Genomic DNA, 24591 nt, shown 5'->3' with positions numbered 1-24591 from the left:
GCTGAAGGTCAAGTGTGGGAGCGGGCTTGCTCGCGAATGCAGGCAGCGCGGTGTTAAGCCTGGTGACTGATCCGTCCATCCACCAGGGTGTAACGCACCACACCCGGCAAGCTATGGCCAACGAACGGACAGTTTTCGCCCTTCGACAACCAGTTCTCACCGGCCACGGTCGAGGCTGCAGGGTCGAACAGCACGATATCTGCCGGCCCTCCCACCGCCAATTTGCCCGCTGGTAAACGCAACGCTTCGGCAGGACCGGCGCTCAAGCGTGCGAGCAGCGTCGGCAAGTCGAGCAAACCGTCTTCCACCAAGGTCATCGCCAGCGGCAGCAGCAGTTCAACACTGCTGATGCCCGGTTCGGTGGCACCGAACGGCGCCAGTTTGGCATCGCGTTCATGGGGCTGGTGATGGCTGGAGATGGCTGACACCACCCCCGACTTCACCGCTGCCCGCAGGCCGTCGCGGTCCGCACGAGTGCGCAGCGGCGGTTGGACGTGATAGAGGCTGCTGAAGTCGATCAGCGCTTCGTCGGTGAGGATCAGTTGATACAACGCCACGTCCGCCGTGACCTTCAGGCCACGGGCCTGGGCTTGGGCGATCAGCGCCACACCGCGGGCGCTGGTGAGCTGGCTGAAGTGCGCACGCACGCCGCTTTGCTCGACCAGCAGCAGGTCCCGGGCCAAGGCCACGGTTTCAGCGGTTTCCGGAATGCCCGGCAAACCGAGGAAACTCGCCGTCGGACCTTCGTGAGCCAAGCCACCTTCGGCCAGATCATGGTCTTGCGAGTTGAAAATCACCGTCAGATCGAACGTCGCTGCGTATTCCAGCGCCCGACACAGGGTGCGGGTGTTGCGGAAGCTCTCCAGACCGTTGCCGAAGGCCACGCAGCCGGCATCGCGCAAGGCGACCAGTTCGGCCAGCTGTTCGCCATCCAGGCCTTTGCTCAGGGCGCCGATCGGGAAGACTTTGGTGTTGCCGGCTTCGCGGGCGCGGTCGAGGATCAGTTCGGCCACGGCGGAGGTGTCCAGCACCGGTTTGGTTTTCGGTGGGCAACACAGGCTGGTCACGCCACCGGCCGCCGCGGCGCGGGTTTCGCTGGCGATCGAGCCTTTGCGGCTGTAACCCGGCTCGCGCAGGGCGACGTTCAGGTCAACCAGGCCGGGGGCGGCAACCAGGCCTTTGGCGTCGATGGTGTCTACTGCAACGAAACCTGCCGGAGCGGCGCCGAGGGCGACGATCTTGCAGGCTTCAACGTGGATATCAGTCACTTGATCCAGGCCGCTGGCCGGATCGATAACGCGTGCGCCGAGAATGCTGAGCTTCACTGGGCGTTCTCCTGCTCGAATTGGCGCTGGGCTGTTTGCCCGCTCATGGCCATGGACAGCACAGCCATACGAATCGCGATGCCGTAGGTCACCTGGTTGAGGATCACCGAGTGCGGGCCGTCGGCCACCGCCGACTCAATTTCCACCCCGCGGTTGATCGGCCCCGGGTGCATGACGATGCAATCCGGTTTGGCCCCGGCCAGGCGCGCGGTGGTCAGGCCGAACAGGCGGTAGAACTCGCCTTCGCTCGGCAGCAGGCCGCCGGTCATACGTTCACGCTGCAGGCGCAGCATGATCACCACGTCGACGTCTTTCAGGCCTTCGGTCATGTCGGTGTACACCTTCACGCCGTATTGCTCGATGCCGATCGGCAGCAGGGTTTTCGGCGCAATCACGCGGATGTCCGGGCAGCCAAGGGTTTTCAGGGCCAGCATGTTCGAGCGCGCTACCCGCGAATGCAGGATGTCGCCGACGATGGCCACCGAAAGGTTTTCGAAGCCGCCCTTGTGCCGACGAATAGTGAGCATGTCGAGCATGCCCTGGGTCGGGTGGGCATGACGGCCGTCGCCGCCGTTGATGATCGCCACTTGCGGGCAAACATGCTCGGCGATGAAGTGCGCCGCGCCGGAATCACCGTGACGCACGACGAACATGTCGGCGGCCATGGCTTCCAGGTTGCGCAGGGTGTCGAGCAGGGTTTCACCCTTGCTCGCCGACGACGTCGACACGTTCAGGGTGATCACGTCGGCCGACAGCCGTTGGGCCGCCAGTTCGAAGGTGGTGCGGGTGCGGGTGGAGTTCTCGAAGAACACGTTGCACACGGTCTTGCCGCGCAGCAACGGGACTTTCTTCACCGCCCGGGCGCCAACCTCGAGGAACGAGTCGGCGGTGTCGAGGATTTCCGTCAGCAGCTCGCGGCGCAAACCGTCGAGCGAGAGGAAGTGGCGCAGCTGGCCCTGATCATTGAGCTGCAGCGGGCGCTTGGTTTCTAGAGGCGTCATCGCGAGGGGGACTCTCAATAGGGCGAATTAAAGGGCGAGGTCTTGAAGTTCGAGCTTGAGTTCCGGGCCGGACAACTTCACGCGCTCATGGGCTGCCAGCGACAGCGTCGCGCCAACCACGTTCGGCCGGATCGGCAGTTCACCGGCGTCCAGGTCCAGCAGGCATACCAGCGTCACGCTGGCCGGGCGGCCGTAGTCGAAGAGTTCGTTCATTGCAGCGCGGATGGTCCGACCGCTCATCAGCACGTCATCGATCAGTACCAGGTGCTGGCCTTCGATCTCGAACGGCAGCGCCGATGGGCGTACTTGTGGGTGCAGGCCGTTCTGGCTGAAGTCGTCGCGGTAGAACGAAACATCCAGGGTACCCAGGGGCGAATCGCTGCCCAGTTCATCGAGCAACGCCTGCGCGACCCAGACGCCACCGGTCCGAATGCCGATGTAACGCGGTTCGCTGATGCCCCGTTTGGCCAGATAGGTGTCAAGACGGATCGCCATCTGGCTGATCAGTTCGGCGGGATTGGGCAGGCTCATGGTTTGCTCCTTCTTTGTCCCGAGCCGGATGCCGCTTGAGGGGTGGCTCGGGTTGTAGCTAAGGGAGACGCCGCAGCGGCTCTTCAGAATTAGGTGCGGTCAGGATTCGAACAGCGCGGTGTTTTCGTCGAGCCAGCCTTGCAACAGCAGCGCGGCGGCGATGGCATCGACCGGGTTGTCGCGGTAACTGCCTTTCTGGCCGCCACGGACCAGGCGTTCGCCCTTGGCCTCGAAAGTGGTCAGGCGTTCGTCATGCGTATAGAAGGGCAGGTTGTAGCGGCCGTTCAGGCGGCGGGCGAACTTCTCGGCCCGCAGGCACATGTCGCTCGGCGTGCCGTCCATGTTCAGCGGCAGGCCGACCACCACAGCGTCGGGTTTCCACTCTTTAATCAGGGCTTCGACCTGATTCCAGTCAGGAATGCCGTTTTGCGCCTTCAAGGTGCACAGCTCGCGGGCCTGACCGGTAATCACCTGACCGACCGCAACGCCGATCTGTTTGGTGCCGTAGTCGAAACCCAAAATCAACCGCAGGGCCATCAGGCGTGCCCCGCCTGGTTGGTGAGCAGGCTGAGATTGACGCCCAGGTGTTTGGCCGCCGCTTCAAGACGTAATTCGCTGCTGGTGTTGAACAGGATGTCGGCATCGAACGGGCAGGTCAGCCAGGCGTTGTCGGCCAGTTCGGCTTCCAGTTGCCCGGCTTCCCAACCGGCGCAGCCGAGGGTGATCAGGCTTTTCGCGGGGCCGACGCCGTCGGCGATGGCGAACAGCACGTCCTGGGAGGTCGACAGGGACAGCTCGCCTTCCAGATCAACGGTCGCCTGAAAAGATTTACCCGATGGGTGCAGGACAAAACCGCGATCGGTTTGCACCGGGCCACCCATAAAGATCGGCACGTGCTGGCAGAGCACTGGTGGTTCGATATCGGGGCGCAATTGTTCGAGGATATCGGCCAGATTCAGGTCCTGCGGGCGGTTGACCACCAGCCCCATGGCACCATTGGCCGTGTGCTCGACGATGTAGGTCAAGGTGTGCGCAAAGTTCGGGTCGGCCATGTGAGGCATGGCGATCAGGAAGTGATGCTTGAGGTAGCTGGGGCTGACGTTCTTCATGAGCGCTAGTGTGGCGTTGGAGGGGCGAACTGACAAGCCGAGGATGCACAGGAAATGCCTGCGCGGATGTCTTTTTGATGTGGTTTTGCTTGAGGGCGCCTTCGCGGGCAAGCCTCGCTCCTACGGGTCATGCGCCATTTTCGTGGTGCATACCAAACCTGTAGGAGCGAGGCTTGCCCGCGAAGGCGTCGGCTCAATCACCACAAATCAATCGGTCAATTACTGGACAACCGGTCCCCACGCGCAAACTTCCACGTCCGAATGATTTCCAGACGATCGATGTCCGACAGATCCCCGGTGAACGGTGCAAACGGCGCCGCGAGCCTTACGATGCGCTGCGCCGCCTGGTCCAGCAGCGGCTGGCCGGAAGACTCCAGCACCAGCACTTCATACAGCGAGCCATCGCGGTTGATCGAGACCATCAGTCGCAGATTGCCGTAAATCTGTTTGCGCCGGGCTTCGTCGGGGTAGTTGAGGTTGCCGATGCGCTCGACCTTCTTGCGCCATTCATCTTTGTACCAGGCACCCTTGTCGCGCATGGTCGATGCGGCACTCAAGCGGTGGATGCGCGGGCGCTTGGCGTAAAGCTGTTGTTCACTGGCCAGTTCCGCTTCCAGGCTGGCGATGTCGCTGGACAGCTGCGCGCTGTCGAAGGTCGGTGCCACGACCTTGGGTTTGGTCTCGGTCTTGATCTCTTCGCGCTTGGTCGCGGTTTTTTTCGGTTTCGGCGCGACGGTCGTCACGGCTGCCTTGGGGGCTGCTTCAGGCACTGGCGGCGTGGCGGTTGGCGGCGGGGTGACTGGCTGCACCTTGTTGTCCTGGAAGGGCGCGACCTCGGTGGTCTTGGGCGTCGCCTTTTTTTCCAGGGTGCCGCTGCCTTCCTGATTTTCCTGGGCGAGAAAGTCAGCTTTTTCCGGCTTCTTTTCGCTTTTGAACGTGGCGAGGGTGATTTCCAGGGTTTTGCTGATTTGCTGGGGTTCGACCATGGAGAACCCGACGCCCAACAGCAAGGCCAAGTGGATCAGCGCCGCGAGAAACAGGGTGAAACCGAGGCGATCAGCCGGACGCACGCCACGGTGGGCGAGTTCAGGGGGCAGATCGGACGGGAGTGTCATAACAAGAAAACCAACATCGCGTTTTTTACAAGCCGGGGATGATAACGCAATGTTGGTTGTCTCTATCAACGAGCCTTGAGCTTCTGATCGATGGCATCCATCAGAAGGCCACCAATGTCGGTGCCGAACGCGTTATCGATCTCGCGAATGCAGGTCGGGCTGGTGACGTTGATTTCGGTCAGATGCTCACCGATTACGTCGAGACCGACGAACAGCAAGCCCTTCTCACGCAGGGTCGGGCCGACTTGCGCGGCGATCCAGCGATCTTTCTCGGTCAGCGGTCGGGCTTCGCCACGGCCACCGGCGGCGAGGTTGCCACGGGTTTCACCGAGCGCGGGAATCCGTGCCAGGCAGTAATCCACTGGTTCGCCATCGATCATCAGGATGCGCTTGTCGCCATCAACGATTGCCGGCAGGTAACCCTGGATCATGATCTGCTGACGGCCATGCAAGGTCAGGGTTTCGAGGATCACCGACAGGTTCGGGTGGCCAGCGGTGTGACGGAAGATCGACGAGCCGCCCATGCCGTCCAGCGGCTTGAGGATCACGTCACCGTGATGGTCGGCGAATTCACGCAACACGTCGGGGCGACGGCTGACGATGGTCGGCGGCGTACACTGCGGGAACAGCGTGGCGAACAGCTTTTCGTTGCAGTCACGCAGGCTTTGCGGCTTGTTGACCACCAGTACGCCGGCATTTTCCGCTTGTTCCAGCAAATACGTGGAATAGACGAATTCCATGTCGAACGGCGGATCCTTGCGCATCAGGATCACGTCCAGATCGCTCAGCAGCGCATCGCTTTCGGCGCCCAGTTCAAACCATTTTTCCGGGTTGGCGAACACCTTCAGCGGACGCATCCGCCCGCGAGCCTCGCCTTCGGCCTGATACAAATCGCGCTGTTCCATATAGAACAGTTCCCAGCCACGCTTTTGCGCGGCCAGCAGCATGGCCAGCGAGCTATCCTTTTTATAGGAGATGCCGGCGATAGGATCCATGACAATCCCGACGCGAACGCTCATGGGGTTTTCCTCGAAATTGGGGTGAAAAGTGTTGTGAAAAAGTGGCGTCAGAGTGGCGCTGAGTGTGTTCCCGGTCAAGGAAAAACCACCGCCAGGGTCGCCCGATAGATTGGATGGGGAGACTGTGCTAAAAAGGCTGCCATGCCCTGTTGGCCCTTAAGTATCAAGGGTTTCGAGCCAGCGATGAGCGGCAAACGGACAATTTGATTCACAAAGGCGACGGTAGAGCCACTATGGAACAGCATTCCAGCGCCTTGAAGGTCATGGTGATCGATGATTCGAAAACGATTCGTCGCACCGCCGAAACGCTGTTGAAAAACGTGGGCTGTGAAGTCATCACCGCAATCGATGGTTTCGATGCCCTGGCCAAGATTGCCGACAATCACCCCGGCATCATCTTTGTCGACATCATGATGCCGCGTCTGGATGGTTATCAGACCTGCGCTTTAATCAAGAACAACAGTGCGTTCAAGTCCACGCCAGTGATTATGCTGTCGTCCAAGGACGGGTTGTTCGACAAGGCCAAGGGGCGGATCGTCGGTTCCGACCAGTTTTTGACCAAGCCTTTCAGCAAGGAAGAACTGCTGAACGCGATTCAGGCCCATGTACCGGGCTTCACCGCCGTTTCGCCGCAGTAGGACACGCACAGTGACACTCGGCCATGGGGCCCGGTGTCGACAAGAATGGGGAAGACCATGGCACGTATTCTGATCGTCGATGACTCGCCGACCGAAATGTACAAACTGACCGGCATGCTCGAAAAGCACGGTCATGAGGTGTTGAAAGCCGAAAACGGCGCCGACGGCGTGGCGCTGGCCCGTCAGGAAAAACCCGACGCGGTGTTGATGGACATCGTCATGCCCGGCCTTAACGGTTTCCAGGCGACCCGTCAGCTGACCAAAGACCCGGAAACCGGGCACATTCCAGTGATCATCATCACCACCAAGGATCAGGAAACCGACAAAGTCTGGGGCACGCGCCAGGGCGCCAAGGACTACCTGACCAAACCGGTCGACGAAGACACCCTGATCAAAACCCTGAACAACGTGCTGGCCGGTTGATCGTCCGGTCATGACCGAGTCGCTGACGGCTTTCGAACTGCTGCTGCAGATTGACCAGCGCTGTCGTCTGCTGGCGGCGGACCTGCCGTCCCAGCCGACCCGACAGGACAGCTGGAGCGGCATCGGCTTTCGCTTGGGCGAGCATTGGTACGTCGCGCCCATGGGCGAAGTCAGCGAAGTCCTGCACGAACCGCGCGTGACCCAATTGCCGGGGGTCAAGCCCTGGGTCAAGGGCGTGGCTAACCTGCGGGGGCGCCTGCTGCCGATCATGGATTTGAGTGGCTTCATCGGTCATGAACTGTCGAATCTGCGCAAGCAGCGACGGGTTTTGGTGGTGGAGCACAACGAGGTGTTTGCCGGGTTACTGGTCGATGAAGTGTTTGGCTTGCAGCACTTTGCCCAGGACAGCCTGGAACCGGTAGATACCTTGAGCGGCCCGATTGCACCGTTCATCAAAGGCCGGTTTCAGCGTGAGCAGAATTGGCAGGTATTCAGCCCGTTTGCGTTGGCGCAGTCACAGAGCTTCATGAACGTAGCTCGGGGCGACGCCGCAATCCTGTAGGAGCGAGGCTTGCCCGCGAAGAACGATAACGCGGTGTTCCTGCGGGACCGCAGCGCCTGCTTCGCGGGCAAGCCTCGCTCCTACAAGGGCATTGAGTGAATTGAGCAGGACAGGCGAGAACCGATGATAAAAGCAAAAACAGGCAAGCCAGAAGGGTCGCGCAGTCGGTCGCAGATCATTGCGCTGTTCATCGCGTTGATCGTCTTCATCATGCTGCTGTTCGCCAACTTCGCGTACCTCAACACCCAGGCGAATTACGATAAACAGTACATCGGCCACGCCGGTGAGCTGCGCGTGTTGTCCCAACGCATCGCCAAGAACGCCACCGAAGCCGCCGCCGGCAAGGCCGCGGCGTTCAAGTTGCTCAGCGATGCACGCAATGACTTCGCCCAGCGTTGGGGTTACCTGAAGAAAGGCGATCCTTCCACCGGCCTGCCGCCGGCACCGTCCACCGTGCGCCCGGAAATGCGCGCCGTGCAGCTGGATTGGGAGCGTCTGCTGAAAAACACCGACGCCATCCTCTCCAGCGAACAGACCGTGTTGTCCTTGCATCAAGTCGCCGCAACGCTGGCCGAAACCGTGCCGCAGTTGCAGGTCGAGTATGAAAAGGTCGTCGAAACCCTCCTGCAACGTGGCGCCCCGGCCACTCAAGTGGCGATGGCCCAGCGTCAGTCGCTGCTGGCCGAGCGGATTCTTGGTGCGGTGAATACCGTGCTGTCCGGTGATGAAAATTCGCAGCAGGCGGCCGACGCTTTCGGTCGCGACGCGGCGCGTTTCGGCCTGGTGCTCAACGGCATGCTTCAAGGCAACGCGGCGCTGAAAATCAGCCAGGTCGAAGACCGCGATGCGCGCGCCCGGCTGACCGAGATTTCCGAACTGTTCGAATTCGTATCGGGTTCGGTGGACGAAATCCTCGAAACCTCGCCGGAGCTGCTCAAGGTCCGCGAATCGGCCACCAACATTTTTACCCTGTCGCAAACCCTGCTCGATGAGGCTTCGCAACTGGCCAGCCGTTTCGAAAACCTCGCCGGCGGGCGCAATACCGGCACTATCGGGGGTTATGTACTGGGCTTGCTGGCGCTGATGTCGATCATCCTCATCGGCCTGGTGATGGTGCGCGAAACCAACCGTCAACTGCGTGAAACCGCCGAGAAGAATGAGCGCAACCAGAACGCGATCATGCGTTTGCTGGACGAAATCGAAGACCTCGCCGACGGCGACCTGACCGTGACCGCCTCGGTGACCGAAGACTTCACCGGGACCATCGCTGATTCGATCAACTATTCCGTCGACCAACTGCGCGATCTGGTGGCGACCATCAACCTCACCGCCGGCCAGGTCGCCGCCGCCGTGCAGGAAACCCAGGCCACTGCCATGCACTTGGCCCAGGCCTCGGAGCATCAGGCGCAGCAGATTTCCGAAGCCTCCACGGCCATCAACGACATGGCCCAGTCCATCGATCAGGTCTCGGCCAACGCCGCCGAATCCTCAGCGGTGGCCGAACGCTCGGTGGAAATCGCCAACAAGGGTAACGAAGTGGTGCACAACACCATTCATGGCATGGACAATATTCGCGAGCAGATTCAGGACACCGCCAAGCGCATCAAACGGCTGGGTGAGTCTTCTCAGGAAATCGGCGACATTGTCAGCCTGATCGATGACATTGCCGATCAGACCAACATCCTCGCCCTCAACGCGGCGATTCAGGCCTCCATGGCCGGTGACGCCGGGCGCGGTTTTGCGGTGGTGGCCGACGAAGTCCAGCGTCTGGCCGAGCGTTCGTCCGCGGCGACCCGGCAGATCGAAACGCTGGTGCGGGCGATTCAGGCCGACACCAACGAAGCGGTGATTTCCATGGAGCAGACCACCACGGAAGTGGTGCGCGGCGCGCGTCTGGCGCAGGATGCCGGGGTGGCCCTGGAAGAAATCGAAGGTGTATCGAAGACCCTTGCGGCATTGATCCAGAGTATTTCCAACGCCGCGCAGCAACAGACTTCGTCGGCCGGCCAGATTTCCCTGACGATGAACGTGATCCAGCAGATCACCACGCAGACCTCGTCCGGCTCCACCGCCACCGCCGAGAGCATTGGCAACCTGGCGAAAATGGCCAGCCAGCTGCGACGTTCGGTGTCCGGTTTCACCTTGCCGGCCAAGTCTGCGGACAACGCTTGAACCGCCTCTGGGCGGATGCATCTTTATTGGAGTGGTTATGGGTGATCGGCACGACTATGTGGCCCTTGAGTGGGTCAAAGGCGAGATTGCCGAAACGCTGAAACAGGCTCATCAGGCGATCGAAACCCTGATCGACGATCCACAGGCGACGCACGCCCTGAGTGAGTGTCTGGCCTGTGTCCATCAGGTTCACGGTAGCTTGCAGATGGTCGAGTTCTACGGCGCGGCCTTGCTTGCCGAAGAGATTGAGCAGTTGACCAGCGCCTTGCAGCAGAACCGCGTCAGCCATCGCGACGAGGCGATCCACTTGTTATTGCACGCCCTGGGGCAATTGCCGACTTACCTCGACCGGGTGCAAGGCGCCCGTCGTGATTTGCCTTTAGTCGTGTTGCCGTTGATCAACGATTTGCGCAGCGCCCGTGGCGAAAGCCTGTTATCGGAAACCAGCCTGTTCAGCCCGCAACTGCCGGAGCTGCTACCTCTGGGCCCAGAGGCCTTGGCGCTGCTGGAACCGTCCGACTTGCCGAATGTGCTGCGCAAATTGCGGCAGATGTTGCAGATGGCCCTGGTCGGTTTGTTGCGCGAGCAGGATGACGAAACCCACTTCGGTTATCTGGCCCGGGTGTTTGCGCGCCTCGAAGCGCTGTGCGACAACGCGCCCCTGAGCCCGTTATGGCAAGTCGCTTCGGCGCTGGTCGAAGGCATGCGTAATGGCTCGATCGCCAACAGCCCGGCGTTGCGCAGTCTGTTCAAGGATGCCGATAAAGAGCTCAAGCGTCTGCTCGAACAAGGCATGCCTGGAATCAATCAACCGGCACCGCCGCAGCTGCTCAAGAGTTTGTTGTTCTATATTGCCAAGGCCGAACACCCCACCGGGCAGATGCTGACCATGAAAGATCGCTACTCGCTTGACGATGCGCTACCCGACGGCGCGATGGTCGATGAAGAACGGGCAAGGCTGGCCGGCCCTGACCGCGACGCCATGCGTTCGGTATTGTCGGCGCTGTGCGAAGAGCTGGTGCGGGTCAAGGAGCGCCTGGACTTGTTCGTGCGCAGCGACCGTCAGCACACCTCAGACCTCGAAAGCCTGCTGGCGCCCCTGCGGCAAATCGCCGACACCTTGGCGGTGCTCGGTTTCGGCCAGCCGCGCAAGGTCATCATCGATCAACTGGCGGTGGTGCTGAGCCTCGCTCAGGGCCAGCGTGAACCCAACGACGCGACCCTCATGGACGTCGCCGGGGCCTTGCTTTACGTCGAAGCGACCCTGGCCGGCATGGTCGGTACCGTGGAGCCGCAAAGCCAGGAAGACAGCCGACTGCCGACCACCGATCTGACGCAGATCCACCAGATCGTGATCAAGGAAGCGCGCATTTGCCTGCAACAGGCCAAGGACATGATCGTCGACTACATCGACGCCGACTGGGACCGCCAGCATTTGCAACCCTTGCCGGCGTTGCTGACCCAGGTGCGCGGTGCGTTGGCGATGATTCCGTTGGCCCGCGCGGCAAGCCTGGTCGAGACCTGCAACGGCTTCATCCGCGAGCATCTGCTGGTGGACCCGGGCCAGCCCGGCTGGCAGCAACTGGACAGCCTGGCCGACGTCATCACCAGCATCGAATATTACCTGGAGCGCCTCAGCGACGACCCAGAAGCACCGGGAGAACACCTGCTCGATGTCGCGGAAAAAGGCCTGGCCTCGCTTGGCTTCTTCCCCATTGAACAGCAGGTGCCGATGCTCAAGGATATGCTCAGCCCCAGTGAAGCGCTGGTTATGCAGGACATGCAGGAACTGGACGACCCCGAAACCGTTCAGTCTCTGGCCGATGTATTGGCCAGCCCGGTGTCGTCCGTTAATCCACCTGCCCTGACCACACCGGGTAGCCTGTTGCCGCCGCCCGCCGGTGAAGAGCCGGTGGACGATGAGCTGCGGGACGTCTTCCTCGAAGAGACGGACGAGGTGCTGGAAATCCTTGAGGAGTATCTGCCGCGCTGGTCGGCCAACCCCGACAGCACATCGGCCTTGAGTGAACTACGCCGCGCCTTCCACACCCTCAAAGGCAGTGGCCGAATGGTCCGCGCGCTGGTGCTGGGTGAGTTGGCCTGGGCGGTGGAAAACCTGCTCAATCGCGTGCTTGAGCACAGCGTTGCACCTGGGCCTGCGGTGCAACAACTGGTGGGCGATGCGCTGAAGCTGCTGCCGGAACTGGTGGCCGAGTTCGCCGCCAACGCCCAGCGCCAACGCAACGATGTCGATCAATTGGCCGCTCGCGCCCATGCCCTCGCTAAGGGTGATAAGCCGGTGTCCGATGAGGACGTGCAGGATGTCGCGGCGCTCGATCCACTGTTGCTGGAGATCTTCCGCAACGAAGCCGAAACCCATTTGAGCAGCCTCAATCGCTTCCTCGACCAAGCCGCCGAGCACGTACCGCTTCAGGCCAGCGACGAGTTGCAGCGGGCGTTGCACACGCTCAAGGGCAGCGCCTCGATGGCCGGCGTGCTGCCGATTGCCGAGCTGGCGGCGTCGCTGGATGAACTGGCCCGGGAGTACAAGGCGCATCGGATTGCCCTCGACCTGGACGAAGTTGAATTGCTGCTGGAAGCCGAAGGGCTGTTCCGCCTTGGGTTGCGACAACTCAAGAGCGACCCGCTGGCTGAAATCCCCGACGCCCGCTCGCTGATCGAGCGCACCCACGCAGTGCTGGCCGAGCGTCTGCAAAGCCTGTTGAGCACGCCCAATACCAAGCTACGCATCAAGCGCGATCCGCAACTGATCAACAACTTCCTCGCCCAGGGCATGGACATCCTGCTGGACGCCGAAAGCCTGTTGCAGCGCTGGCAGCAACATCCCGGCGAACGGCAGGAACTCAGCGCGCTGCTGGACGAACTGACCACCCTCGGCGAAGGCGCGCACCTGGCCGATCTGCATCCGGTGGATGAACTCTGCGAAGCTTTGCTCGACCTGTATGGCGCTGTGGAAGAAAGCAGCCTGGCGGTCAGCGACCGGTTTTTTCATGAGGCGCAAAGTGCCCATGAAGCGCTGATCAACATGCTCGACGAACTGGCCGCAGGCCAGGAAGTCACTGCGCAACCGAAGCGGGTGCGTGCCTTGCGCGACTTGCTCGATGAGAGTCTCGATCCCTCGTCCATGGGCCTGATCCGCAGTGACGGCAGTCGCACCCTGAGCATCCGCGAACTGGGCAGCGCCACCGCCGAGCTGGAGCAGAGCGCGACGCAGGTGGAGCTGGACGACGAAATCGTTTCGATCTTCCTTGAAGAGGCGGTGGATATCCTCGAAAGCGCCGGCCAGGCCTTGCAACGCTGGCTGAGTGCCCCGGACAACGGCGCGCCGCTGTCGTCCTTGCAGCGCGATTTGCATACCCTCAAGGGTGGTGCGCGGATGGCCGAGGTCGAGCCGGTCGGCGATCTGGCCCATGAACTGGAAAACCTTTACGAAGGCCTGGTGGACCGCCGTTACAGCCACAGCGAAGTATTGGCGCAATTGCTGCAACAGAGCCATGACCGACTGGCCCTGTTCCTTGATCAGTTGCAGCACAACCGTCCGTTGGGTGATCCGGGTGAGTTGATCGCGGCCATTCGTGAGTTTCGCCAGGGCAATGCCGGCAGCGCCGAGACGATCGAACCAGCGGTCAGCCATGACTCGGCGGGCCATGATTCCGAGCTTCTGGAGATCTTCCTCGAGGAAGGTTTCGACATCATTGAAAACTCCGGCGCGGCGCTGTTGCGCTGGCAGGCCGAGCCGTCGAATCGCCAGGAAATGGAAACCCTGCTGCGCGACTTGCACACCCTCAAGGGTGGCGCGCGGATGGTGGAGATTGCGCCGATTGGTGACCTGGCCCATGAGCTGGAATTCCTCTACGAAGGCTTGTCGGCGGGCGTGCTGCAACCTACTGCCGAGCTGTTCTCGCTGTTGCAACGCAGCCATGACCGACTGGCGCAGATGCTCGACGCCACACGCGCCGGTCAGCCATTGCCGCCGGCCGATCGGCTGATCGATGCGATCAAGAATTTCAGCCATCCGGCAGTGCCCGAAACATCGGCACCCGTGACGTTGCCCGTAGCGCCTAAGGCCGAGCCAACCGCGCTGCAACCGGAAGGCACCGATACGGTCAAGGTTTCGGCGGAGTTGCTCGACGACCTGGTCAACCTGGCCGGGGAAACTTCAATCTTTCGCGGGCGCATCGAACAACAGGTCAACGACGCACGGGTGGCCCTGAGCGAGATGGAAACCACCATCGAACGCATGCGCGACCAGTTGCGCCGCCTCGATACCGAAACCCAGGGGCGGATCCTCAGCCGTCAGCAAGTCGACGCCGAACGCCTGGGGTACGAAGAATTCGACCCATTGGAGATGGACCGCCACTCGCAGCTGCAACAGTTGTCCAGGGCGCTGTTCGAGTCTGCCTCCGACCTGCTCGACCTCAAGGAAACCCTCGAGCGGCGCAATCACGACGCGGAAAACCTGCTGCAACAGCAGGGCCGCATCAACACCGAATTGCAGGAAGGCCTGATGCGTACGCGCATGGTGCCGTTCGAGCGGATGCTGCCGCGTTTGAAACGCATCGTTCGTCAGGTCGCCAGCGAACTGGGCAAGGACGTGGACTTCATCGTTGGCAACGCCGAAGGCGAGATGGACCGCAACGTCCTCGAACGCATGGCTGCGCCGCTGGAACACATGCTGCGCAATGCCGTCGACCATGGGCTGGAATCGGCCGAGGTGCGTATCGCGGCGGGTAAACCGGCCCAAGGCAAGATCACTCTGGATTTGTCACGAGAGGGCGGCGACATCATTTTCGACATCCGCGACGACGGTGCCGGCGTGCCTTTGGACGCCGTGCGGCGCAAGGCGATCAAGCGCGGGTTGCTCGACCCGGACAGCGACATCAGCGACCGCGACGTGCTGCAATTCATCCTGCAACCGGGGTTCTCCACCGCCGAGAAAATCACCCAGATCTCTGGGCGTGGCGTCGGCATGGATGTGGTTCACGAAGAAGTCCGGCAGCTCGGCGGCGGCATGACCATCGACTCGGTGCCAGGGCAGGGCGTGCATTTCCGGATTCGCCTGCCGTTCACCGTGTCGGTCAACCGCGCGCTGATGGTGCAATGCGGGGAGGATCAATACGCGATCCCGCTGAACACCATCGACGGCATCGTGCGTGTATTGCCCAACGAACTCGAAGGGCATTACCGGCTGGATCCGCCGACCTACGAATACGCCGGGCAACGTTACGAGTTGTGCTATCTCGGTGAACTGCTGAAAACCAGCACCCGCCCCAAACTGCTGGGCCAGAGCCTGCCGTTGCCGGTGTTGCTGGTGCAGTGCAACGAGCGGCACGTCGCGGTGCAAGTGGATGCCATGGCCGGCACCCGGGAAATCGTGGTCAAAAGCCTTGGCCCGCAGTTCGCCGCGGTGCAGGGTTTGTCCGGGGCGACGATTCTGGGCGATGGCCGGGTGGTGCTGATTCTCGACTTGCTGGCGCCGATCCGTGCGATGCAAGCACAGGTGCCGAAGCGGCCTGTGACTCAAGACGTAGAGCCCGAATCGCAACGGCCGTTGCTGGTGCTGGTGGTCGACGATTCGGTCACCGTGCGCAAGGTCACCAGCCGTTTGCTGGAGCGCCACGGCATGAACGTGCTGATCGCCAAGGACGGTGTCGACGCCATGTTGCTGCTCGAAGAACACATGCCCGACCTGATGCTGCTGGACATCGAAATGCCGCGCATGGACGGCTTCGAAGTGGCGACCCAGGTGCGCGCGGACGAACGCTTGCGGCATCTGCCGATCATCATGATCACCTCCCGTACCGGCCAGAAACACCGCGACCGCGCCATGGCCATCGGCGTCAACGACTACCTCGGCAAGCCGTACCAGGAATCGGTGCTGCTCGACAGCATCGCCCGGTGGAGCAAAACCCATGTATGAACATCGTTCCAGCAACCTCACAGGTTTGCTGCTGCCCTTGGCCGACCGCAACCTGATCCTGCCCAACGTTGCTGTCGCCGAACTCATTGATTACCAACCCGGCACCTTCGACCTCGACACACCGCCTTGGTATCTGGGGTTGGTGAAGTGGCGGGATCGGCAGATTCCGTTGCTTAGTTTTGAGTCGGCGTGTGGCAACAAAGTGGTGATCGGTGAGCGAGCACGGATCGTTATCCTCAACGCCCTCGGCGGGCGGCCTGAGCTGAAGTTCATTGCGCTGCTGGTGCAGGGGATTCCGCGGTCTTACAAGCTGGATAGCCAGTTGAGCTATGTGGATGTGCCGTTGTGTTCGCTGGAACAGGCGGCGGTGCAGGTGGGGGAGCAAGTGGCCAAGGTGCCGGATTTGTTGGCGTTGGAGGAACTGCTTGTGAGTGCTGGGTTGGTCTGACTGGCCCCTTCGCGGGCAAGCCTCGCTCCTACATTGGATCTGCGGCGTGCACAAAACCGTGTAGGAGCGAGGCTTGCCCGCGAAGGCGGCCTTCAACTTGCCAAAGACCCCACTGTTAAACCCTGGCCCGAGCCTTCATCTGCAACGACTCATGATGATCCAGCACCCGCTCCACCAACAACTGCACGCCATCGGCCAAACGGCTGAGCGCCAAGGCTACAGAGCGGCGTGAGCCTTCCACATCGTCCGCCAGATCGGCAGCAATGGCGCTGATGGACAGCAGGTCTTCGGAGGCATTGGCCAGAAGGGCTTCGGTGTCGATATCGGGGGCGACGGTGAAGAGCTGGGACTTACGGCGTTTGGCCGGTTTTTCGTGGAGTGGGGGGAAGTAGTGGGAGAAGGCGCGGTCAGCGGCTTCCTTCATCTTTTCTGCATCGAGGGATGCTTGGGAATCGACGTCGGTTTCCGGGGGATTGGGAGTAGCTTTGAACATAGTGAATCTCCGCTTAGGTTTGGAGCTGGCCCTTTCGGTTTCCGAACGAAGGGGTGGCAGCTGTACGCAGGCTGGAAACCCGGGAAACGGCAACCCGGTTGACCCGAAGGTCTCCCGCGCACAGCCGCCATAACGGAGTGCACACTTTAAAGGTGCGCAAGCATACGTCATGAGTGGCGCTTTCACGCCGTTTACTCGTCGGGGTTTCCAATCCCGGTCGCTGGATTGGCAGCGACACACAAACGATAAAGATCAACGCAAAACCGCACCAGTCAGCGGGTTCCGGCATTGCTGTAGGCAGCGACGCCAGACTGCGTAGCCTCACACCGCTCCTGCGGACAAACTTTTAAACACAAAACCCCAGGCTGTCGGACCTTCCAACAAGCCCCTCGCCACAAAGGTTTCTGCATCAGGTTGAAGATTCCCAAAAAGGGACCTATCGTTCCTTTTTTGGGACTTATCGGTCGTTGCCGTGAAAAACCTGTCATTGAGCGAAGCCTTGTTCACCACCACCCAGCAAAAAGTGCTTGGCCTGCTATTTGGTAAACCCGACCAAAGCTTTTACGCCAACGAGATCGCCCGCTGGGCTCAAGTGGGTAAAGGCAGCCTCATGCGCGAGCTGGATCGGTTGCAGCGGGCAGGCGTGCTGACCCTGACCCGTCAGGGCAACCAGACCCACTATCAAGCCAATCCCGACTGCCCGATCTATGCCGAACTGCTGGGCATCGCCCGCAAAACCTTTGGCATTGCCGAGCCTCTGCGTCAGGCGCTCCAACCCTTTGCCGAACAGATCACTTGGGCATTTGTGTACGGTTCTATCGCCAAGGATCAGGCAAACGCATCCAGTGACATTGATCTCATGCTGATCGGCGAGGGCCTGCACTACAGTGAAGTGATGGAGCGGCTCATGCCGATGGAAGAGCAGTTGGGCCGCGTCCTCAACCCGACGCTCTACACCCCCGACGACTGGGCCGCCAAACTGGTGGCTGAAAATAGTTTTGTCGTGCGGGTAGCGCAGCAGGACAAGATCAATCTGATGGGGGGAAACCCTTTGGAGTCCAAGGATGGGCAGCAACGAGAACCTGGAAAACCTGTTACGTAGCGGTGGACTGAAAGCTGAGCCGCCGGATCGCAAGGAATGCGAAGGGCTGATGCGTTCGGCTGTGGACCGATTGAAAGACGCGCAAACGTCTTCGCTTTCCTTCGCGAGTCGTTTCGACCTGGCTTATAACGCTGCCCATGCCCTTGCACTGACGGCTCTTCGCTTGTGCGGCTACCGTTCAGACAAGCGATACCTGGTGTTTCAGTGCCTGGTTCATACCGCTGATGTTGGCAAAGTACAGGTTCGGCTATTCGCCCTGTGTCATGAGCGACGAAACCTGGCGGAGTACGAAGGCTATATGGATGAAGATCCGGCGTTGTTGGCGCAGTTGTTGGAAAGCACCGCGCAGCTGCAGATTCGTGTGCAGCAGCAGATGACCGGAGTGTAATGCCCCGTCATTGAAAACTGCGGGGATTGTTCTGGCCCCTTCGCGGGCAAGCCCGCTCCCACAGGTATTGTGGGTGGCTCAGGATTTGAGCACGACACGGACACTGTGGGAGCGGGCTTGCCCGCGATGAGGTCGGTATTGGCAACAGAGATCTTCTGTCGATCATTAACCTGACCGTAACAGTCCAACACTCCGCTTGATTGATGCCCCCCACCCAACGCTCCTAAGGTGACCCCCACGACAGCGAACCCGTGGAGTGGTCATGACAACAACAATATCCCCCGACTCGCGATGGACGCGGCGGCGCAGCGAAAAGCAGCGGCGCCTCGAATTGGTGAAGGGGCTTGCCGACGGTGTGGTGTTGCCCACCGACAAGATCGTTGCGGCGCTGGAGGCGTTGATTTTGCCCGGCGACCGTGTGGTGCTGGAGGGCAATAACCAGAAGCAGGCGGATTTCCTTTCCCGCTCCCTGGCCAAGGCTGATCCGGGCAAGCTGCATGACTTGCACATGATCATGCCCAGCGTCGGGCGTTCCGAGCACCTGGACCTGTTCGAGCGTGGTATCGCCCGCAAGCTCGACTTCTCTTTTGCCGGCACCCAAAGCCTGCGCATCAGTCAGTTGCTCGAAGACGGCCTGCTGGAAATCGGTGCGATCCACACCTACATCGAGCTCTATGCGCGGCTGGTGGTCGACCTGATTCCCAACGTCGTGCTCTCGGCCGGTTTCATGGCCGACCGCGCCGGCAACATCTACACCGGCCCGAGCACCGAAGATACTCCCGCGTTGATCGAACCGGCGGCGTTCAGCGACGGCATCGTCATCGTCCAGGTCAACCAATTGGTGGACGACGTCAGCGACTTGCCTCGCGTGGACATCCCCGCGTCCTGGGTCGATTTCGTCGTAGTGGCCGACAAACCGTTCTACATCGAACCGCTGTTCACCCGCGACCCACGGCACATCAAGCCTGTACATGTGCTGATGGCGATGATGGCGATCCGCGGGATCTATGAAAAACACAACGTCCAATCCCTGAACCACGGCATCGGTTTCAACACCGCGGCCATCGAACTGATCCTGCCGACCTACGGTGAATCCCTCGGCCTCAAGGGCAAGATCTGCCGCAACTGGACCCTCAATCCTCACCCAACCTTGATCCCTGCCATCGAAAGCGGCTGGGTCGAAAGCGTGCATTGTTTCGGCACCGAGCTGGGCATGGAAAACTACATCGCTGCCCGGCCCGATGTGTTCTTCACCGGCCGCGACGGTTCACTACGCTCCAACCGGATGTTCTGCCAACTGGCCGGGCAATACGCGGTGGACCTGTTCATCGGCGCAACCCTGCAAGTCGACGGCGACGGCCATTCCTCCACTGTGACGCGCGGTCGCCTGGCCGGTTTCGGTGGTGCGCCGAACATGGGCCACGACCCGCGCGGTCGCCGCCATGGCACGCCGGCATGGCTCGATATGCGTCACGACGATGCGCCCGAAGCATTGCTGGAGCGCGGTAAAAAACTCGTGGTGCAAATGGTCGAGACCTTCCAGGAGGGCGGCAAGCCGACCTTCGTTGAAACCCTCGACGCGGTGGACGTGGCGAAGAAAAGCGGCATGCCGCTGGCGCCGATTATGATTTACGGCGACGACGTCACCCACTTGCTGACCGAAGAAGGCATCGCCTATTTGTACAAGGCCCGTTCCCTCGAAGAGCGTCAGGCGATGATCGCGGCCGTCGCCGGGGTGACCGCCATCGGCCTGCGCCACAACCCGAAAGACACCGCGCGCATGCGCCGCGAAGGCCTGATCGCTTTGCCCGAAGACCTCGGCATCCGCCGCACCGACGCCACCCGCGAGCTGCTCGCAGCGAAAAGCGTGGCCGATCTGGTGGAGTGGTCCGGTGGTCTCTACAACCCGCCCGCCAAGTTCAGGAGCTGGTAATGCACGCATTCAACCTGCAACCGAAACCTTTAACCCTGACTGAGCGGCTGGCGGATCTGGCGGTGGACGCGCTGATCGACGAAGCCGATCTGTCGCCGAAACCGGCGCTGGTGGATCGTCGCGGCAATGGTGCGCACACCGATTTACACCTGAGCCTGATGCACGCCTCGGCGCTGTCGTTGTGGCCGGCGTTCAAGGCAATGGCGGACGCGGCCAGCGAATTTGGCGAAGTCGGTTTACCCCTGCGCGAAGCCCTTGGGCGGATTGGCCGCGACGGTGAACAAACGATGCTCGCCACCACCGACGGCGTGAATACTCATCGTGGGGCGATCTGGGCGTTGGGGCTGTTGGTAGCCGCCGCTGCGCTGGAACCTGAATCCAGTACCGCCAGCGGCATCACGTTGCGCGCTGCACGTCTAGCCTTGCTCGACGACCGCTACGCCCCGCGTCCTCTAAGCCATGGCGCTCAAGTGGCCCAGCGTTACGGTGCTCGTGGCGCACGCGAAGAAGCACAGCTTGGTTTCCCTGCAGTGATTCAACGCGCACTGCCGCAACTCAAACTCAGCCGCGCCGCCGGCCATGGCGAACAGAACGCCCGGCTCGATGCCTTGCTGGCGATCATGACGACACTGGCCGATACCTGCGTGCTCTACCGCGCAGGCGAAACCGGCCTGCAGACCATGCAACTCGGTGCCCAAGCCGTGCTCGACGCCGGCGGCAGTGCGAGCCTGGCCGGTCGCCGCCGTTTGTATGAGCTGGACCAACAACTAATCGCGTTGAATGCCTCGCCCGGCGGCGCTGCGGACTTGCTCGCAGCCTGCCTGTTTATCGACCGTATCGACTCGGGCGACGGCGTCTTCCAGGGAGCGTTTTGATGGAAACCTTATCCTTTGAATTCCCCGCCGGGCAGCCGCCTCGGGGTAGGGCGCTGGTGGGCTGCGTCGGCTCGGGCGATCTGGAAGTGCTGATCGAACCGGGGCTGGCCGGCAAGCTGACGATCCAGGTGCAGACCTCGGTCAACGGCAGCGAACAACGCTGGCAGCATCTGTTCGCGCGGATGTTCGACGGCCAGACACCGCCCGCGATGGCGATCGATATCCACGATTTCGGCGCCACTCCCGGCGTGGTGCGTTTGCGCCTGGAACAAGGCTTCGAGGAGATCAGCCATGACTGACAGCGCAGCGCTTCTCAGCAAACATAGCTTCGTCGAACTCGGCGCCCGGCAACGGGCAAGAGCGTTGCTCGACGCCGGGACCTTTCGTGAGCTGCTCGACCCGTTTCAGCGCGTCATGTCGCCATGGCTGTCACGCCAGGGCGTGGTGCCGCAAGCCGATGACGGCGTGGTGATCGCCAAGGGCAGCCTCGGCGGTTTGCCGGTGGTGATCGCTGCCATCGAAGGCGCGTTTCAGGGCGGCAGCCTCGGTGAAGTCGGTGGGGCGAAAATTGCCGGCGCGCTGGAACTGGCCGCCGAGGACAACCGCAAAGGCATTCCTACTGGCGCCGTGTTGCTGCTGGAAACCGGTGGCGTGCGTTTGCAGGAGGCCAATCTCGGGTTGGCGGCGATTGCCGATATTCATGCGGCGATTGTCGATTTGCGCCAGTACCAACCGATAGTCGGCGTGGTCGCCGGCAGCGTCGGCTGTTTTGGCGGCATGTCGATTGCCGCCGGGTTATGCAGTTATTTGCTGGTGACTCAGGAAGCGCGCCTTGGCCTCAACGGCCCCCAAGTGATTGAGCAGGAAGCCGGACTTGAGGAATACGACTCCCGCGATCGCCCGTTTATCTGGAGCCTGACCGGCGGCGAGCAACGTTTCGCCAGTGGGTTGGTGGATCGCTACGTGGCTGACGACGTGGCGCAGATTCAGCAGCAGGTTAGCGAGTTGCTCCAGCAGGGTTTGCCGGCGCAGCAACGCAGCCGCCAGGCCGAATGGTTTCTGCAACGGCTGGCGCGTCTGGATGCTGAACCACAAATCGAGCCGGCGACGGTTCGCGATCTGTATCAAGGAGAGCGCTCATGAGTTCGTATTCCCTGAGAGGCTTGAACTGGTTCAACGCCTTGAGTGCCGGCGCGAAACCGGTCGCGGATTTGCCGGCGTCGTTGAAAGTCGCCGATGGTTTATTGGGCGATCTACCCGTGCGGTTTATCGCAGTGGTGGCCGATCCCGACAACCGTTTCGTCCGCGCCCGCAATGGCGAGGTCGGTTTGCTGGAAGGCTGGGGCCTGGCCAAAGCGGTGGATGACGTCATTGCCGCGGATAACGACAAACCTCAAAAACGCGCCCTGATCGCCATCGTCGATGTGCCGAGCCAGGCTTACGGTCGACGCGAAGAAGCCCTCGGCATTCATCAAGCCTTGGCCGGTGCTGCGGACAGTTATGCCCGCGCCCGACTGGCCGGGCATGCGGTGATCGGTTTACTGGTGGGCAAGGCGATGTCTGGCGCCTTTCTCGCTCATGGCTATCAGGCCAACCGACTGATCGCATTGCGCGATCCGGGCGTGATGGTGCATGCGATGGGCAAGGCGTCGGCTGCGCGGGTGACGTTGCGCAGTGTCGAAGAGCTTGAAGCCTTGGCCGCCAGCGTGCCGCCGATGGCCTATGACATCGACAGCTTTGCCAGCCTGGGTTTGCTTTGGGAAACCCTGTCGGTGGATCAGATCGAGCAGCCGACCACGGCAGATCTGGCGCGGGTGAACGAGTGTCTGGTTCAGGCGATTGAAGATGTCGGGGCAGGTCGTCGCGATTTGAGCGGCCGCTTGGGTGCGAACAATCGCGCCGCGTCGAGCAAGGTTCGCCAACTGCTGAGAGCGCAGTGGTGAGCACGCTTCTGGCCCACGACCTGCTGTGGGGGATGACCCCGGAGCAGCTGCCTGCGGATGCGCCTGCGTGGGTGATCGAGTCGATCAGCGCGGGTCAGCCGGTGGTGGTTCGGCGTGCGATGACTGCGCCGGATCAAATCGCGGTCGGCGTGCGCGGACGCTTGCGTGAGCAGCGTTATCCAACGTCGATGGCGATCACGGCGATTTCACGTCGGGTAAGGCCGGAAGAGCTGTGTCATGTCGAGACGACTCGGGACCTGCCGGCCCTGCGAGCGCTGGCGCAATTGCGACCAATGCTCGACGCCTGCGGTTGGGTGTGGGGTGTCAGCGGCAGTGCCGGGTTTGAATTGGCCAGTGGTTTTGCGGCGTTGCATGAGCGCAGCGATCTGGACTTGATCCTGCGTACACCGCAACTGCTGGGCCGGCTTCAAGCGCGAGAGTTGGTGACGCTTCTCGGCGCCGCTGAGTGTCTGGTGGACATGCAATTGCAGACACCTTACGGCGCTGTGGCCTTGCGTGAATGGGCCGGCCCGTCGCAACGTGTGCTGCTCAAAAACGCTCAGGTCGCCTGCCTGGTCACCGATCCCTGGAACCCGCAGGAGCAAGCAGCGTGAGCAGTTTGCTGGTGTTCCCCGGCCAGGGCGCGCAGCAACCGGGCATGCTTCATCGTTTGCCTCGGGAAACGCTGATCGAGGCGAGCGAGGTGCTGGGTGAAGATGTTTTGTTGCTCGATTCTGCCGAGGCGTTGCAGTCGACGAGGGCGGTTCAGTTATGCCTGCTGATTGCCGGAGTCGCCGCTTCACGTCAGTTGTCATTGAGCGCGGATTACGTGGCCGGACTGTCCATCGGCGCCTATCCGGCGGCGGTGGTCGCCGGCGCCTTGAGCTTCTGCGATGCGTTGCATCTGGTCAGCCTGCGCGGTGAACTGATGCAGCAGGCTTATCCTCAGGGCTACGGCATGACCGCGATCATCGGTCTGGATCTGGCGACGGTGGAAGGCTTGCTGGCGCAGGTTCACAGCGTCGACACACCGGTTTACCTGGCCAATATCAACGCCGATAACCAAGTGGTGATTGCCGGCAGCGACGAGGCGATGAAAGCGGTTGCCGAGTTGGCGAAAGGTTGTGGTGCAGGTCTGGCCAAGCGTCTGGCGGTCAGCGTGCCGTCCCATTGCCCGCTGCTGGAAGCACCGGCAAAAACCCTGGCCGAAGCTTTCGCCAAGGTGCAGTTGAAAACGCCGACCGTGGGTTACCTGAGCGGCAGTCGCGCCCGGCCCGTTATCAATCCCGAGGCGTTACGCGACGACTTGGCCTTCAACATGTGCCGCGTGGTGGATTGGCGCGGCACGGTACAAAGCGCTTACGAGCGTGGCGTACGTCTACAGATCGAACTGCCGCCCGGTGCGGTGTTGACCGGGCTGGCGCGCCGGGTGTTCGAGCAGGGCACCGTGATTGCCTTCGACGGTGCGCGGCTCGATACCTTGCAGGCGCTGTTGCGTGAGGAGGGAAGCCGCCAACCCTAGATCACCGACTCAGGCTGCGAACGACAAAAACAACAATTCCGACGATGCACT

General features: G+C 61.5%; 23 protein-coding genes. 15 read left to right on the top strand and 8 right to left on the bottom strand.

Going from position 1 to position 24591, the window contains the following annotated elements; genetic code table 11:
- Window positions 1–53 precede the first annotated feature (53 nt).
- The 7 genes from KW837_RS08975 to gshB form a co-directional block, all read right to left on the bottom strand.
- Window positions 54–1325, bottom strand: coding sequence for a dihydroorotase (locus KW837_RS08975; protein WP_218395298.1), 1272 nt, complete (start codon window positions 1323–1325; stop codon window positions 54–56).
- Complete coding sequence (locus KW837_RS08970; RefSeq protein WP_007897943.1) at window positions 1322–2326, bottom strand: aspartate carbamoyltransferase catalytic subunit; 1005 nt, start codon at window positions 2324–2326, stop codon at window positions 1322–1324. Before KW837_RS08970 ends, KW837_RS08975 begins: the two co-directional genes overlap by 4 nt.
- A gap of 27 nt (window positions 2327–2353) precedes the next feature.
- Complete coding sequence (gene pyrR, locus KW837_RS08965; RefSeq protein WP_008068126.1) at window positions 2354–2857, bottom strand: bifunctional pyr operon transcriptional regulator/uracil phosphoribosyltransferase PyrR; 504 nt, start codon at window positions 2855–2857, stop codon at window positions 2354–2356.
- Between the two features lie 99 nt (window positions 2858–2956).
- Entirely contained in the window at window positions 2957–3394 is a 438-nt protein-coding gene (gene ruvX / locus KW837_RS08960; RefSeq protein ID WP_007897947.1) for a Holliday junction resolvase RuvX, read from the bottom strand.
- Window positions 3394–3966: a YqgE/AlgH family protein gene (locus KW837_RS08955; protein WP_218395297.1), complete on the bottom strand. Its 573-nt coding sequence runs from the start codon at window positions 3964–3966 to the stop codon at window positions 3394–3396. Before KW837_RS08955 ends, ruvX begins: the two co-directional genes overlap by 1 nt.
- Window positions 3967–4181: 215 nt before the next feature.
- The gene (locus tag KW837_RS08950; protein ID WP_192344909.1) at window positions 4182–5081 is read right to left on the bottom strand and encodes an energy transducer TonB; all 900 of its coding nucleotides are present in this window, start codon (window positions 5079–5081) and stop codon (window positions 4182–4184) included.
- Window positions 5082–5146: 65 nt separating this feature from the next.
- Window positions 5147–6100: a glutathione synthase gene (gene gshB / locus KW837_RS08945; protein WP_218395296.1), complete on the bottom strand. Its 954-nt coding sequence runs from the start codon at window positions 6098–6100 to the stop codon at window positions 5147–5149.
- Window positions 6101–6333: 233 nt separating this feature from the next.
- On the opposite strand from gshB, the gene pilG reads away from it, so the two are divergent.
- From pilG to KW837_RS08915, 6 genes are all read left to right on the top strand, one after another.
- Entirely contained in the window at window positions 6334–6738 is a 405-nt protein-coding gene (pilG, locus tag KW837_RS08940) for a twitching motility response regulator PilG (RefSeq protein ID WP_008068133.1), read from the top strand.
- Window positions 6739–6795: 57 nt separating this feature from the next.
- Window positions 6796–7161, top strand: coding sequence for a twitching motility response regulator PilH (gene pilH, locus KW837_RS08935; RefSeq protein WP_007897961.1), 366 nt, complete (start codon window positions 6796–6798; stop codon window positions 7159–7161).
- Window positions 7162–7171: 10 nt separating this feature from the next.
- A complete protein-coding gene (locus KW837_RS08930; RefSeq protein WP_218395295.1) occupies window positions 7172–7723 on the top strand; it encodes a chemotaxis protein CheW in 552 nt (183 codons plus the stop codon).
- A 123-nt stretch (window positions 7724–7846) separates the two neighbouring features.
- Window positions 7847–9895, top strand: a complete 2049-nt coding sequence (locus KW837_RS08925) for a methyl-accepting chemotaxis protein (RefSeq protein WP_218395294.1) — start codon at window positions 7847–7849, stop codon at window positions 9893–9895.
- Between the two features lie 37 nt (window positions 9896–9932).
- Window positions 9933–15836 carry an Hpt domain-containing protein gene (locus KW837_RS08920; RefSeq protein WP_218395293.1) on the top strand — a complete coding sequence of 1968 codons (5904 nt, stop codon included), beginning with the start codon at window positions 9933–9935 and terminating at the stop codon, window positions 15834–15836.
- A complete protein-coding gene (locus KW837_RS08915) occupies window positions 15829–16284 on the top strand; it encodes a chemotaxis protein CheW (RefSeq protein WP_218395292.1) in 456 nt (151 codons plus the stop codon). Before KW837_RS08920 ends, KW837_RS08915 begins: the two co-directional genes overlap by 8 nt.
- A 115-nt stretch (window positions 16285–16399) precedes the next feature.
- Here the strand turns inward: KW837_RS08915 and KW837_RS08910 are convergent, their stop codons facing one another.
- Window positions 16400–16777: a DUF6124 family protein gene (locus tag KW837_RS08910; RefSeq protein WP_218395291.1), complete on the bottom strand. Its 378-nt coding sequence runs from the start codon at window positions 16775–16777 to the stop codon at window positions 16400–16402.
- A 472-nt stretch (window positions 16778–17249) separates the two neighbouring features.
- On the opposite strand from KW837_RS08910, the gene KW837_RS08905 reads away from it, so the two are divergent.
- From KW837_RS08905 to mdcH, 9 genes are all read left to right on the top strand, one after another.
- Window positions 17250–17879: a nucleotidyltransferase domain-containing protein gene (locus KW837_RS08905; RefSeq protein WP_218395290.1), complete on the top strand. Its 630-nt coding sequence runs from the start codon at window positions 17250–17252 to the stop codon at window positions 17877–17879.
- Complete coding sequence (locus KW837_RS08900) at window positions 17842–18267, top strand: hypothetical protein (RefSeq protein ID WP_218395289.1); 426 nt, start codon at window positions 17842–17844, stop codon at window positions 18265–18267. Before KW837_RS08905 ends, KW837_RS08900 begins: the two co-directional genes overlap by 38 nt.
- Before the next feature lie 262 nt (window positions 18268–18529).
- Window positions 18530–20200 carry a malonate decarboxylase subunit alpha gene (mdcA, locus tag KW837_RS08895; protein ID WP_218395288.1) on the top strand — a complete coding sequence of 557 codons (1671 nt, stop codon included), beginning with the start codon at window positions 18530–18532 and terminating at the stop codon, window positions 20198–20200.
- Window positions 20200–21075, top strand: coding sequence for a triphosphoribosyl-dephospho-CoA synthase (locus KW837_RS08890; RefSeq protein ID WP_218395287.1), 876 nt, complete (start codon window positions 20200–20202; stop codon window positions 21073–21075). Before mdcA ends, KW837_RS08890 begins: the two co-directional genes overlap by 1 nt.
- Window positions 21075–21374 carry a malonate decarboxylase subunit delta gene (locus KW837_RS08885; protein ID WP_007897982.1) on the top strand — a complete coding sequence of 100 codons (300 nt, stop codon included), beginning with the start codon at window positions 21075–21077 and terminating at the stop codon, window positions 21372–21374. Before KW837_RS08890 ends, KW837_RS08885 begins: the two co-directional genes overlap by 1 nt.
- Window positions 21367–22218: a biotin-independent malonate decarboxylase subunit beta gene (locus KW837_RS08880; RefSeq protein WP_218395286.1), complete on the top strand. Its 852-nt coding sequence runs from the start codon at window positions 21367–21369 to the stop codon at window positions 22216–22218. The genes KW837_RS08885 and KW837_RS08880 overlap by 8 nt, the downstream gene beginning before the upstream one ends.
- A complete protein-coding gene (mdcE, locus tag KW837_RS08875; RefSeq protein WP_218395285.1) occupies window positions 22215–23018 on the top strand; it encodes a biotin-independent malonate decarboxylase subunit gamma in 804 nt (267 codons plus the stop codon). Before KW837_RS08880 ends, mdcE begins: the two co-directional genes overlap by 4 nt.
- The gene (locus KW837_RS08870; protein WP_218395284.1) at window positions 23012–23632 is read left to right on the top strand and encodes a malonate decarboxylase holo-ACP synthase; all 621 of its coding nucleotides are present in this window, start codon (window positions 23012–23014) and stop codon (window positions 23630–23632) included. The genes mdcE and KW837_RS08870 overlap by 7 nt, the downstream gene beginning before the upstream one ends.
- On the top strand, window positions 23629–24540 hold the full coding sequence (gene mdcH, locus KW837_RS08865) for a malonate decarboxylase subunit epsilon (protein WP_218395283.1): 912 nt from the start codon (window positions 23629–23631) through the stop codon (window positions 24538–24540). The genes KW837_RS08870 and mdcH overlap by 4 nt, the downstream gene beginning before the upstream one ends.
- Window positions 24541–24591 lie beyond the last annotated feature (51 nt).

The organism is Pseudomonas sp. PDM24, assembly GCF_019218905.1.
GTDB lineage: Bacteria > Pseudomonadota > Gammaproteobacteria > Pseudomonadales > Pseudomonadaceae > Aquipseudomonas.
This window is presented reverse-complemented; position numbering and strand designations above follow the sequence as displayed.